12 protein-coding genes are annotated in these 13335 nt (G+C 43.2%); 10 read left to right on the top strand and 2 right to left on the bottom strand.

Annotated features, from left to right (window positions below):
* Positions 1 to 14 precede the first annotated feature (14 nt).
* From HXT26_RS02080 to HXT26_RS02105, 6 genes are all read left to right on the top strand, one after another.
* Positions 15 to 533: a hypothetical protein gene (locus HXT26_RS02080; RefSeq protein ID WP_410297324.1), complete on the top strand. Its 519-nt coding sequence runs from the start codon at positions 15 to 17 to the stop codon at positions 531 to 533.
* 84 nt (positions 534 to 617) lie between these two features.
* Positions 618 to 1211, top strand: a complete 594-nt coding sequence (locus HXT26_RS02085; RefSeq protein ID WP_410297044.1) for a hypothetical protein — start codon at positions 618 to 620, stop codon at positions 1209 to 1211.
* Positions 1212 to 1248: 37 nt separating this feature from the next.
* On the top strand, positions 1249 to 1773 hold the full coding sequence (locus HXT26_RS02090; RefSeq protein ID WP_422112059.1) for a hypothetical protein: 525 nt from the start codon (positions 1249 to 1251) through the stop codon (positions 1771 to 1773).
* A 691-nt stretch (positions 1774 to 2464) separates the two neighbouring features.
* Positions 2465 to 3892, top strand: a complete 1428-nt coding sequence (locus HXT26_RS02095; RefSeq protein WP_415706249.1) for an ATP-binding protein — start codon at positions 2465 to 2467, stop codon at positions 3890 to 3892.
* A gap of 390 nt (positions 3893 to 4282) precedes the next feature.
* A complete protein-coding gene (locus HXT26_RS02100) occupies positions 4283 to 4450 on the top strand; it encodes a hypothetical protein (RefSeq protein WP_415706251.1) in 168 nt (55 codons plus the stop codon).
* A complete protein-coding gene (locus tag HXT26_RS02105; RefSeq protein WP_422112060.1) occupies positions 4451 to 5458 on the top strand; it encodes a hypothetical protein in 1008 nt (335 codons plus the stop codon).
* A 181-nt stretch (positions 5459 to 5639) separates the two neighbouring features.
* On the opposite strand, the gene tal is transcribed toward HXT26_RS02105, so the two are convergent.
* Together tal and tkt are read right to left on the bottom strand one after the other, a co-directional pair.
* Entirely contained in the window at positions 5640 to 6743 is a 1104-nt protein-coding gene (gene tal / locus HXT26_RS02110) for a transaldolase (RefSeq protein WP_422112061.1), read from the bottom strand.
* 204 nt (positions 6744 to 6947) lie between these two features.
* Positions 6948 to 9047: a transketolase gene (gene tkt, locus HXT26_RS02115; RefSeq protein ID WP_422112062.1), complete on the bottom strand. Its 2100-nt coding sequence runs from the start codon at positions 9045 to 9047 to the stop codon at positions 6948 to 6950.
* Positions 9048 to 9267: 220 nt separating this feature from the next.
* Between tkt and hrcA the strand changes: the two genes are divergently transcribed.
* The 4 genes from hrcA (at position 9268) to serB (ending at position 13259) form a co-directional block, all read left to right on the top strand.
* Complete coding sequence (gene hrcA, locus HXT26_RS02120; RefSeq protein ID WP_004106356.1) at positions 9268 to 10284, top strand: heat-inducible transcriptional repressor HrcA; 1017 nt, start codon at positions 9268 to 9270, stop codon at positions 10282 to 10284.
* Between the two features lie 91 nt (positions 10285 to 10375).
* Positions 10376 to 11527 carry a molecular chaperone DnaJ gene (gene dnaJ / locus HXT26_RS02125; RefSeq protein WP_004119073.1) on the top strand — a complete coding sequence of 384 codons (1152 nt, stop codon included), beginning with the start codon at positions 10376 to 10378 and terminating at the stop codon, positions 11525 to 11527.
* A gap of 69 nt (positions 11528 to 11596) precedes the next feature.
* Positions 11597 to 12580: a methionyl-tRNA formyltransferase gene (gene fmt / locus HXT26_RS02130; RefSeq protein WP_004119074.1), complete on the top strand. Its 984-nt coding sequence runs from the start codon at positions 11597 to 11599 to the stop codon at positions 12578 to 12580.
* 25 nt (positions 12581 to 12605) lie between these two features.
* Positions 12606 to 13259 (top strand): phosphoserine phosphatase SerB, encoded by a 654-nt coding sequence (serB, locus tag HXT26_RS02135; RefSeq protein WP_004106352.1) that lies wholly within the window; start codon positions 12606 to 12608, stop codon positions 13257 to 13259.
* The last annotated feature ends 76 nt before the right edge of the window (positions 13260 to 13335 follow it).

Genomic DNA, 13335 nt, shown 5'->3' on the forward strand with positions numbered 1-13335 from the left:
AGTTATTAGTAGTTATGAGTAGAGCAAAAAAATTTATATATTTTGTAGCATCTTTATCAATAGCATTAACGGGTTTATCTGGATGCGGTGAGAATAATTATAAAATAAATTCTTCGAGTCCGTCGGGAGATCCTATTAAGTCGTTAGCTGCAGAGTGTGGATTAAAAGTCATGAAGGATCCTGTATATTCTAAATACAACATGGCAATTATTAATGGTTTTAAAACGATTAATGGTTTTAATAAAACTAAATTGTGCTTGCTAAAATCTAATATTTCTACTGCAAATAAAGATAATATGTACATGACAGGTACAACTGACGGGGAAACTTCTTTTAGATATTTAAATTCGGATGTTGTTGCAATTGCGCAATACAATGCTGAGCCTGAAGATCCAAATGTGTACTACTGGGCATCTCCTTTAGTAAAGTTCAGTGGCAATTCCGATGAGGCACATCGTTATAATTATATTTTTATTATGACGAAAGAAGATTTTAACAAGTTCAATCTTGATCAATTAGGTCGAAAGAAATAAATATTGCGAAATTTTTTAAATATTGCAAGGTAGCGCGAAGTAGCGCGAAGCTGCGCAAATTAGCGCGAAGTAGTGATAAGGAGTATGAAGGTGAAACGTAAGTGTAGGCTTGTTTCGGGTTGTTTAGTTGTGGTGTTTGGTTGCATGTGTGGTTTAAGCGCGTGCGGTGAGCCTGCTCAAAATAGTGGCACTGCTGTGGGCTCTGTTAACAATGTCACTAATCATTCTAAAAAGGTAACTATTAGAGAGGCAGCTATTGCATGCAATATCCCTGAATGGCAAGTCTCATCTGGATATTTGGAACATACTGCACTTTCTTACCAAGAATACGTAGAAGATCCTGGTTACGTTGATGATAGCACTATACCTGAGTATTCTAGAGAAAATAGTAGTCGTCTTTTGCATTCTTTGACTAAAGTTGTTCCGTGCGTTATCAAAGAATTAAATCCTGATGATCCTAAAGCTTTAGAATTAGCTTCTAAAGTTGAGAGAACATTCAGCAAGTACAATCCTGATAATCTTAATGACTACTTTAAAGAAAATGACCTCTCGTTTATTAATTATGTTGGACGTTCGTATGTAATAACGTCACGCCCTTATAGAGGTATTGAGTTTCATGCTCTCAGTGTTGACGATTTTAATAAGTTAAATTCTAGGATGAATCATCGAACACGATAGTAGTAGTTTTTATTTGTTGCGAAGGAGTTGTTTTAGCATGTTTAAGAGAATAGTTGCGTCTGTTGCAATGGCTGCTGCTGTAATGTGTTTGTGCAGTTGTGGTGTTAACAGTAATAATGTCAGTGCTATAAGTAAAAGCGATGGCGCTGTTGGTTTAGGTGCTACTAATTGTGGCATCACAGAGTCTGCTAAGGAGCCTTTATATAATAGGGAAGATATTTATATAAAGAATAATTTCTCGTCTTTTGATGACTTTGCTAATAAAGCAAGCTGTTTAGCTAATTCTATTGCTCCGAATGATTCTTTTTTGAAAGATGAATTAAAAAAATTGAAAAAAGATTATGAGAATAAGAAGGAAGGTGTAAGTGTTTATTTCCATGGCGACTATGGAGTATTCATGAGATATAACCCTTCCGATAAGTGCGGTGAAATATATAATCCAGGTACGTTTGCAAACATTAATTCCAACATCGACGCATCTAAATATTGTCGAGTTATACTCTTGATTAGCAAGGATAGCGTTAACAATATGATTCAATATGGTAGCTCTCGAAAGAATTAATTAAGCGTTACTAGGCTGTAGCGTGGTGCTTATTTTGTTTCTGGCACGAGTGCAGTAACCGTACTGCGCGCGTGTCTGAAAACGGGCAAAATCGGACGGAAAATAGTGAAAAATCGGACGCAAATAGCAGTAAATCGGACGCGTTCTACAAAATACGGACGTTTTGGCAAAATTTACGGACGTTTTCTTGTTTTTGGACGCAAATGTAAACAAGCCACACATGAGATGGAATTAATCCACGTGCATGTGCGGTTTGGCTAGTTAGAGTTTACTAGTTTTATGAGTAAACTATTTTTTTAGCTTGTTTTCTTCTTTTTAGAACAAAACTTGCAATTGATAATCCTAATGTGCTAAGCATTGAAGCAAACACAGATGCGCCTGTTTTGAGGCAGAGTATTTGTTGATGCACGATTAGTTTGTTTGGATTCATTGCTGCTATTGCTATTATTACTGTTATTTTCTCATCTTGTTGACTTAGTTTTTAACGGTGTTTGGGTGATTGCTGTTACTGGTACAGTATGTTTTCTGCGTTAGTAACTTTTGAAGGTACAGCGTATATGTACCTGCGCTTATTGAATATTAGAGTATTAAAAATGCTGATTTTGGGGTAAATTTGCGAAATAAAATTGTCGATTTTGGGGTAATGCGCTAAAATAAAATTGTCAATTTTGGGAAGAAAGGTGGAATTACAATGGTTTACGAAGGTGATGAATCAACCCTCAAATTCCCACGCAAAATCTACTCCGAAATGCTAGCCTGGAAGCGCGAGTCCAACGGCAAAACAGCGCTGCTTATCGAAGGTCCGCGTCGCGTAGGCAAATCGACAATCGTAAAAGAATTCGTCCAAAATGAGTACGAAAGCTACATTCTTGTTGATTTTTATACCGCATCGAAAGAAGTAAAGGAGCTGTTTGATGACCTTTCGGACGTAAACTATATTTTCTTGCAGCTGCAGCTAGCGTACAAAACAAGCTTAAAAGAGCGCAAATCTTGCATTGTCTTCGACGAAGTACAGCTTTGCCCTAAAGCACGTCAAGCCATAAAAGCTTTAGTAAGCGACGGAAGATACGACTATATAGAAACCGGTTCGCTAATTTCGATTCACAAAAATGTTAAGGATATTCTTATTCCTAGCGAAGAACACAAGTTGAAAATGTATCCGATGGATTATGAGGAGTTCACTCGCGCGCTTGGTGATGAAGTTACGATTCCGCTTCTGCGTAAACTATATGATTCTAAAAAGCCAATCGGTCAGGCTGCGTACAGGAAGATTCTGAGAGATTTTCGTCTTTATATGCTGGTTGGTGGGATGCCGCAAGCTGTAGAAAGTTATATTGAGACTAACGATTTTAGTGCTGTGGATCAAGTGAAACGCAACATTCTTTCACTGTATGAGGATGATTTTAGGAAGATTGACGCGACTGGTAAAATTTCCGCAATTTTCGACGCTATTCCTGCACAACTTATGTCTAACACGTCGCGATACCACGTTTCTAGCGTTCTTGCTGGTAAGGGTGCGGATGATATTCTTGAGCAGCTCGCACAGTTAAAGGATTCCGGAACCGTTCTCATTGCGAATCATACTTCTGACCCTTCTGCAGGAATGGCTCAGTATAAGGATTTGACTAAATTTAAGCTTTTTCTTGCGGATACTGGATTGTTTGTTACGCTGGCTTTTAAAGATAAGTCGTTTACGAGCAATGATATTTACGCGCGATTGCTTAGCGGTAAGTTGCAGGCGAATCTTGGGTACGTTTATGAGAATATGGTTGCGCAAATGTTGAGTGCGCATGGGCACGAGTTGTATTATCACACTTTTGCGGAGGATCTGATTGACGAATGCGATTGCGCAAATAGTGATGGCACAAGTGGTGGTGCTGCGATTAGTACGGAAAAGCGTGGCAGGAGCAATTACGAAATTGATTTTTTGATTGCGGAAAATAATAAAATTGTGCCGATTGAAGTGAAAAGTTCTGGCTATAAAACTCATGCTTCGCTTGATGTTTTCTCGCGCAAGTTTTCTTCGCGTATTGCGCGCGAGTTGCTGATTTACACTAAAGACTATCAGCGCGTTGGTGCGATTGAATGTTTGCCGATTGTTATGGCTGAGTTTCTGTGAGCGCGACGACCTGCTTGAGCGCAGCACAGCGCGCGCGAAAGCAATTCGGAGCGCCGAGCTTGCTTAGGGTTGAAAGCGCGGTGTGCTTTCAACGCAAGCGAGGTCTGCCTTCGTCGGTAAAGACGAAGGCAGGGCAGGTTAGTGTGGTAATTTATTGGGAATTTAGTTGTGTTTTGTGTGCGCTGACGACCTGACTGAGAGCTGCTGTTGAACATTTGCAGTAAGTTTCTTTGGCATTTGTTTTCTAGCGTTACTGTTAGTTTTTATTAATAATTTTATTATGTTTTTGCTAATTTATTGGTTTAATATAATTAATATAAGTGCATATATATAACTTAATCATGTTGCAAATTCTTATTGCAAATGAGTAAAAGAGTAGAGGAATAGCTTATGAAATATTGCAACCTATGTGGAGCGGGTAACAAGGATGATTCTATCTTTTGTGATTCTTGCGGTGGTTTAATTGATGGAAATAATCAGCAATATGAAAACACACAAACGCAATATACGCAGGCTGTTCCAACGCAGACTATTACTACACAGTATTCTCCAACTTAGGTGTATCAAAATACTCCGCAATATGAATATGGTTATGAAAATCAGCAATATGGTTCTGATTATGCGTATCAAGCAGGCGCTGTGCCTCAGCAGGATTATTCTCAAGCTTTTGAAGTTCAAGACTATGATGCAATGCTTAAAAAGTCGAGAGTAAAAAAAATAAAAATAGCATCATGTATCTTTGCTGCTCTTGTTGTTTTGCTTGGTGGCGCGTATATCCTTATTGATAATTTAGTTTATTCTCCTACAGCTGTTGCTAAAAAGTATATGGATATGATTTCTGCGGGTCACTATACTAGTGCTACTTCTGAATATGAGAAATCTCTAGGATTAAGTGGTTTCCAAACTAACGGTAGTTATGGTTTATTGTATGATAATTACGCTAATGAATCTAAGACTTCAGGATTTGTAGTTAATTATACGTCCCAATATAAATGTATTGCAGGATTGTCCAAAAGTGTTTATGAAGTCCGAAATTTTGGGTCAAGAGGATTAAATGTAAATACGGATACTTGTTACAAAGTTAACGTAACGTATGAAGTTAATGGCAAAAAAGTAAATAAGAATTTATTGCTTAGACCTAATGGGACGGACTTTTTAATTTTTAAAAAGTATGTTATTGATATTGGATCTTTAGCAGATGAGATTAAGGTTAACAATGTTTCTAGTATTGGAAATATAAAAGTTAACTGTGAAAACTTTACTATTACAAATTGTTCATTATATGATGATTCGTGCACTTTGCTTGTTTATTCTGGCGTTTATCATTTCACGATATCCGATAAAGATGGAAATGATCATACTTATACTGTTGATACTTCTGAGCAAAGTCAAAGTGAGATAGGTTCAGATTTGCCGAATCCTTTCGATGATTCTTCCTCCGACGACGATTCCTCTTCTGACGATTATGACTCTTCATCGGACGACGATAGTTCTTCATCGGACGACGATAGTTCTTCATCGGACGATAGCAGCGATTCGTCGTATAGCGATGACGACAATGATTAAGTTATATTAAACTGTACTAAGAAGCTATAGTCTATTAAGTGATTAAGCTGTATTAATTAAGTGACTGTATAATTAAGTTATTAGCTGCTTGAACACTTTGTAAGTTAAACAAAAACCGCACATGTGTGAATTAATCCACGAACATGTGCGGTTTATATTTGTTTATTACTGATTAATCAAATCAGGCGTTTACGCGATTGATGCCGGACTGCACGTCAGCAATCACGGAATCCCAAGACTTGATGAAGGCGGCAACACCGTCAGCCTCAAGCTTGTCGGTAACGTCCTTGATGTTGATGCCAAGCTCAGCGAGCTTGTTCATAACAGCGTGGCTCTCTTCGTAAGTGCCCTTAATGGAAGCAGCACCGTTGCCATGGTCAGCAAGAGCGTTCAAAGTCTTTTCTGGCATGGTGTTAACAACATGCTCAGCAACCAACTCGTCAACATACTTGCAATCGGAGTAAGCTGCGTTCTTGGTGCCAGTAGAAGCCCAAAGTGGACGCTGCTTCTTAGCACCCTTGGCTTCAAGCTCAGCCCAACGTGGGTCAGCTGCGAACTTCTTCTCGAAGAGTTCGTAAGCCAAACGAGCGTTAGCAACAGCAGCCTTGCCTTCAAGAGCCTTAGCTTCAGCAGAGCCGTTAGCTTCGAGGAGCTTGTCAACAGCGGTATCAACGCGGGAGACGAAGAAGGAAGCTACGGAACCAATGTGCTTCAAGTCGTGGCCGTTAGCGGCAGCCTGAGCGATACCTTCGATGAAGGCGTCGATAACCTGCTCGTAGCGCTCGAGGGAGAAGATCAAGGTTACATTCACAGAAATACCCTTAGCAAGGGTAGCGGTGATAGCTGGAAGACCTTCCAAAGTTGCTGGAATCTTGATCATAACGTTTGGACGATCAACCTTTGCCCAAAGCTCTTCAGCCTGCTTCTCAGTGTTAGCAGTATCGTGAGCCAAGCGTGGATCAACTTCGATGGAGACGCGACCGTCAACGAAGTCGGTCTTTTCAGCGATCTCGCGGAAGATATCGGTTGCGTTACGAACGTCGGTGGTGGTCAACTCGCGGATAGCGGTTTCAACGTCGACCTTGCCGAGTTCCTTAAGCTGTGCATCGTATGGGCCAACCTGGCTCAAAGCCTTCTGGAAGATGGATGGGTTGGTGGTAACGCCAACAACATTCTTATTAGCAATCAAATCCTGCAAAGAGCCGGACTCAATGCGGGTACGGGACAAATCGTCCAACCAAATAGAAACGCCGGAATCGCTGGTGCGCTGCGTTGCTTCAGTCATGTTATCTCCTTAACACTGTGCTCCACCAATTGGGGCACGTCGGTAGTTTGGCGTTTTTACAAGAAACAGCGGTTGATGTCGAACCAACGGTAGCTCGGCATCAACACGCCGTCGCTGTTTCTTGCGAAGTGTTTCGTCAGCACTTCTAGTTTTGTGACATATCAATTTTCTTTTGATACATCAAGCTTTATTTCGCTTATTTACTTAAGCGCGAGCTTCTTCGATAGAAGCCTTAGCAGCTTCTACTACGTGCTCAGCAGTAATGCCCAAGTCGATCATGTTCTGACCGCCGTCACCCTGTAAGCCGTACTGTTCGATAGAAACAGCCTTGCCGCAATCGCCAAGATACTTGTACCAAGGCAATGCCAAGCCAGCTTCGATGGAAACGCGAGCCTTGACGGACTTTGGCAAGATTTCTTCCTTGTACTCTTCGTCCTGCTCTTCGAACCATTCGAGAGATGGCATGGAAAGAACGCGAGCCTTAATGCCTTCAGCTGCCAAAGTCTTGGCACCAGCAACAGCCCACTGAACTTCGGAACCGGTTGCCATGATGATTACGTCTGGAGTGCCTTCGCAATCAACCAAAACGTAAGCGCCGTGCTTTACGCCTTCGCGAGCCTTTTCAGCAGTCTCAGCGAGGGTTGGAACGCCCTGGCGGGTCAAAATCATGGCAGTTGGGTAGCTGTTCTTCTTCTCGAAGAAGTAACGGTAAGCTTCAGCAGTTTCGTACTCATCTGCAGGGCGTACAACCTCAAGCTGAGGAATAGCGCGGAAAGCAGTCAAGTGTTCGATTGGCTGGTGAGTTGGACCATCTTCGCCCAAAGCTACGGAGTCGTGGGTCCAAACGTAGAGGTTTGGAATCTCCATCAAAGCAGCCAAGCGAACTGCTGGGCGCTCGTAGTCAGAGAACTGGAAGAAGGTGCCGTTGAATGGGCGAGTGTCAGAACCAAGCAAAATACCGTTGGTAATAGCACCCATTGCGAACTCACGCACACCGAAGTGAAGCTGACGACCGTACTCGGAAACATTTGGCCAAGTGCGAGTTGCATCCTCGGATGGACCGAAGGAGTCAGTACCCTTAATGTTGGTGTTGTTGGAGCCGCCCAAATCAGCGGAACCACCCCAAAGTTCTGGCATAACGGCAGCAATTGCGTTAAGAACTGCGCCGGAAGCCTTACGGGTAGCGACCTTAGAACCAACTTCGAAGCCAGCAACCAAGTCGTCAATAGCCTTGTCGAAGCCTTCAGGAAGCTTACCAGCCTTAATGCGCTCGTAGAGAGCAGCCTTATCTGGGTTGGCGGCAGTCCACTTTGCAAGAGCTTCATCCCAAGCCTTGTGAGCAGCCAAGCCGCGCTCTGCAACCTTGCGAGCGTGAGCCAAAGCTTCTTCGTCGATTGGGAATTGAACTTCTGGGTCGAAACCGCAAAGTTCCTTCAAGCCCTTCACAGCTTCTTCGCCAAGCTTAGAGCCGTGGGAAGCTTCGTTGTTAGTCTTGCCTGGGGTTGGCCAAGCAATCAAAGTATTAACCTTAATGAAGTGAGGCTTATCGGTAACTTCCTGAGCCTTTTCAATAGCTGCAGCCAAAGCCTGAACGTCTTCCTTGTAGGAGCCGTCTGGCTGGATGAAGCTAACTTCATCGGTGTACCAACCGTATGCGCGGTAACGAGCAAGAATATCCTCAGAGAAGGTGAGCTTAGTGTCGCCTTCAATCTGAATATGGTTTGCATCGAAGATTACAGTCAAATTGCCAAGCTTCTGGTTTCCAGCCAAGGAAGCAGCTTCAGAAGAAACGCCTTCCTCAACGTCGCCTTCGCCGCAGATAACCCAAACCTTGTGATCGAATGGGGAAGTGCCGGCTGGAGCTTCTGGATCAAGAAGACCGCGCTCAAAGCGCTGACCATAAGCAAAACCAACAGCAGAGGCAAGACCCTGACCGAGTGGGCCAGTAGTCATTTCGATGCCTGGAGTCAAGCCGTATTCTGGGTGGCCTGGAGTACGCGTGTCTGCACCGCCACGGAAATACTTGAGATCGTCAAGAGTCAAGCCGTATCCAGAGAAGAACAACTGCACGTATTGCGTAAGCGAAGCGTGACCGCCAGAAAGAATAAAACGATCGCGGCCAGCCCACTTTGGGTCAGCTGGATCGTGCTTAATGAAATGCTGGTACAATGTGTACGCAATCGGTGCTAATGAAACAGGGGAGCCAGGATGTCCGTGTCCTGCTCGCTCAACAGCATCAGCCGAGAGAACCTTCGCCATCTTTACGGCGCGCTCGTCTAATGCAGACCAGTTGAAATCGGTCATGTGATCTACTTTCCTTCCAATAATCCGGGTTTTTAAGCACAGCTTACGCTGGCTTTTTACCCTCTCATTGCCCTTCAATCCTATCTTTCGCGCGCGACGAATATGTTACAAAGTGTGTCAAAAGTTTGCTTTTATGTTCTGTTGCGTGCTAAGAAATAGACTACTATAGGAATATAGTATTTAGACGTGTTTGTAAGGAGTGGTAATGCAGTCACGACGCATGATGATTTTGCGCGCAGTTGTTGAGGATTATATTCGTTCTCAAGAGCCTGTTGGTTCTGCGGCTCTTGCAAAGCATCATCAGCTTGGTGTGAGTTCAGCTACTATTCGTAACGATATGTCGGCTTTGGAAGAGGAGGGATACCTTGTTCAACCGCACACTTCTGCAGGTCGTATTCCTACTGAAAAAGGCTATCGCTACTTTGTTGACGGTTTGGCTTCTGTTATTCCACTTTCTGAACCGCAGCGTCGCGCTATACGTAACTTTTTAAGCGGATCTGTCAGTTTACAAGATACTTTGCAACGTTCCGCACGTCTTCTTGCAAGTATTACGGGTCAAGTCGCTCTCGTAGCATCTCCAGCATTGTCTAAGTCAAAAGTAAAAAGAATTGAGATTGTTCAAGTATCGTCTTCTACGCTTTTGGTTGTTGTGATTACAGATGCTGGAGGCGTAGCTCAGCACATGATTCAAGCAACTAATATAAATTCAGATGACTTATTGCATCTAACTAATATGGTTAATGAGTGCTGCATTGGGCTATCCCTTTCATCTGCTTCACAACGCGTTTATGCGCTCGCAAATCACAAAGATTTAGCATCAGCTTTGCAAATTATTAGTCAACTTGCTAACGCTTTAGAAGATATGCATGACGGTGAGCATGCTCACGACTTATACATGGCTGGAGCTTCTCAACTTGCGCATAGACAAAGTATTGTTGATTTTGCTTCACTTTTTGACGCACTCGAAGAACAGGCTGTTATTATGCGACTTATGACTTCTTTAAGTGAGGAAGCAAGCGATTGTGCAAGTGGTGTTAGTGTTGCAATCGGCTCGGAAACGCATACTCCTGGTTTGCTTAACGCTTCTGTTGTAACAAGCGCTTACGGCTACAATGCTGATTCTGACTCTGCTTTTATTGGATCAATTGGTCCTACGCATATGGATTATGCTGCAACGATGACTGCTGTTAAGGCTGTTGCGCGCTACCTTAATTCGTTTATATCCGAAAATTCATAAAAACATGGCTGGTTTATGGCTGGTTATTCGGCTTATGTCTGGCTGTGCCTTATGCAAAAATGATTTTAGAAAAAGGTAAAAGGGGAATTAATTGACTGATTACTACAAAGTTCTAGGCGTTGATCACAATGCTAGCGACGACGAAATTCGCAAAGCCTACCGCAAGATGAGCCGCAAATATCATCCTGATATTGCAGGTGCTGAGTTTGAAGAAAAGTTTAAGGAAGTAAATGCTGCCTATGACGTGCTTTCTAATCCTGAAAAGCGTCGAATGGTAGACATGGGTGTTGATCCTAACGATCCTTCTGCAGGAAGTGCCGGAGCTTCAGGCGCTGGTTTTGCAGACATGGGAATGGGTGACATTTTCAGCCAATTCTTTGGTGGCTCTTTCGGCAATTCGCAAGGACCAATTTCGCGTGTGCAGCCTGGTGACGATGCGTTAGCTGAGGCTCGTATTGATTTGAAAACCGCTATTTTTGGCGGAAACGTTAGCGTACGGTTAACTACTTTTGGTGTTTGTAAGGATTGCTCTGGTTCCGGTTCTGCCGACAATTCCGCTCCAGAACAGTGCTCAGTGTGTCACGGTTCCGGCTTCTGTCAAAAAGTTGTGCGCACTATGCTCGGTCAAATGATGTCTTCGATGCCTTGTGAGCATTGCGAAGGTCATGGCACGATTATTAAGAATCTTTGCCAAAACTGCCACGGTCATGGTCGCGTGCGTTCAATTCGTGAAGTTGGCGTGAACGTACCGGCTGGAATTCGTGATGGCAGTCGTTTGCGCTTAGCTTCTCAAGGAAGCGTTGGTGAGTGCGGCGGTCCTGCTGGCGATTTGTACGTTGATATTCATATTCGTGCAGATAAGCAATTTACTCGCAACGAGGATGATTTGCATTGCTGGATTACAGTTCCTATGAGCTGGGCTGTTCTTGGTCGCAGTCTTGAAATCGACACTTTTGATGGTACTCAAAAAATAACTATTCCTGCAGGCTGCCAAAACGAAGACACTATTACTTTGCCAAATCTTGGTGTAACGAAGCTTCGTTCTAAAGATCGCGGAAATATCGTGGTTCATGTGCTAGTGCAAACGCCTTCTAAGTTGAATGATGAAGAGCGTTCTTTGATTGAAAAATTTGCTAAGTTGCATGATAGTTCTGTGAAGCAAGTGCAGCAACATTCGTTAAGTGAGCAGTCGAGTGAGCGTAAAGGTTTCTTTAGTAAATTAAAGGAAGCTTTTGCCGGCTGATTTTACGGATTTAATTTACTGCTTTAAACGGATTTAATTTACTGCTTTAATTTAAAATAGTGGGGAAATATGGCATTACCAATATTGTTTGCTGGAACTCCGGAAGTTGCGGTTCCGTCTCTTCGCGAGTTAGCTAAAGATAGTGAGCATTTTGATGTTCGCGCTGTTCTTACGCGACCGGACGCTCCGACTGGTCGCGGCAGAAAGCTTGTGCCAAGTCCTGTGAAACAGGCTGCTCTTGAGCTCGGCTTGCCAGTGCTTGAGTCGGATCCTAAAGATGAAAATGTGTTTCTTGAACAGCTTGCGGCAACCGGTGCAAAAGCTGCAGCAGTTGTAGCATACGGTAAGATTTTGCGCCAGAATGTTTTAGATGCGTTGCCACTCGGCTGGTATAATCTTCATTTTTCGCTTCTTCCGCAATGGCGAGGTGCAGCTCCTGTGCAGCGCGCCATTTGGGCTGGAGATGACATTACAGGTGCTACTGTTTTTCGCATTACACGCGGCATGGATTGCGGGCCTATTTTGGCGCAGTTTACTACAAAAATTGAGCCTCACGAAAATTCTGGCGATCTTCTTGCGCGACTTGCAAACGACGGCGCTCCGCTTCTTGCAGCATCTCTTCGTGGTATGGAAACTGGTGAAATTGTGCCGGTTGATCAAGATCAAACTCCTCAAGAAGTTGCGCAAAAAATCACTGTTGAAGATGCTCACATTGATTTTCATGCGCCAGCTTTTGCTGTTGATCGTCAAATTCGCGCTTGTACGCCAAATCCAGGTGCGTGGTGCGAACTTCACGCGGACGATGAGAATAACGCAGAGCCGATTATTTTGCATGTTTTGCGCGCAGTTCCTGCAGATGCTAACGATCCGCATGGTGAGGAATTGATGAAGCTTGATCCTGGAAAATTACTTGCTGGTAAGAAGCAAGTTTGGGTCGGTACTTTAAGCGGCGCACTTGAGCTTTTGGAAGTAAAAGCTCAAGGTAAGAAAGCTATGAAAGCGGCAGACTGGGCGCGCGGAGCCAGGCTTTCGGCAGCAGCTTACTGCGCATAAAATTATGAGTATGAACTTTTCTTCGATGTTGCCAACTTTGTCTAAACCTGGGCTTTTGGTTATGGATGTTGATGCAACGCTTATTGAAGAAGAAGTTATCGATTTGCTCGGTGCAGAAGCTGGATGCGGAGATGAGCTTTCTGAGATTACAGCGCGAGCAATGCGTGGCGAAATTACTTTCGATACTTCCTTGCGTTCGCGCGTGTGTATGCTTCGCGATTTGAATCTTGACGAGTGCAAAAAGCGTATTATTTCTAAAATTCATGTAACTAAAGGCGCGAATGTTTTAATTGACACGCTTCATACACATGGTTGGAAAGTTGGCGCAGTTTCTGGCGGTTTTCACGAGATTTTGGACGAATTTTTGCCGAGTTTGAATATTGATTTTTGGGCGGCTCACCATTTAGAGTCTATTGATGGAAAGCTTACTGGCAACGTACTTGGAAATATTGTTAATGCTAATGCAAAAGTTGAAGCGCTTAGAACTTGGGCAACTAATCTTGGAATTGATCCCGAACAAACTGTGTCAGTGGGGGATGGAGCGAACGATATTTCAATGATTAAATTCGCTGGATTAGGCGTAGCTTTTTGCGCAAAACCAGCAGTTCAAGCGGCCACTTCTTACCGCATTCTTACTCGCGATTTAAGCGTTGTCTTGCGTTTTTTGAATGCGAATTAATAAGAGGATTTCTTGCATTTATAGAACGAAAAGTTGATGAATGTACATAAGCAATGTAAAATAATGAAGCAATGAT

The organism is Gardnerella sp. DNF00497B, assembly GCF_049262725.1.
Lineage (GTDB): Bacteria > Actinomycetota > Actinomycetes > Actinomycetales > Bifidobacteriaceae > Bifidobacterium > Bifidobacterium leopoldii.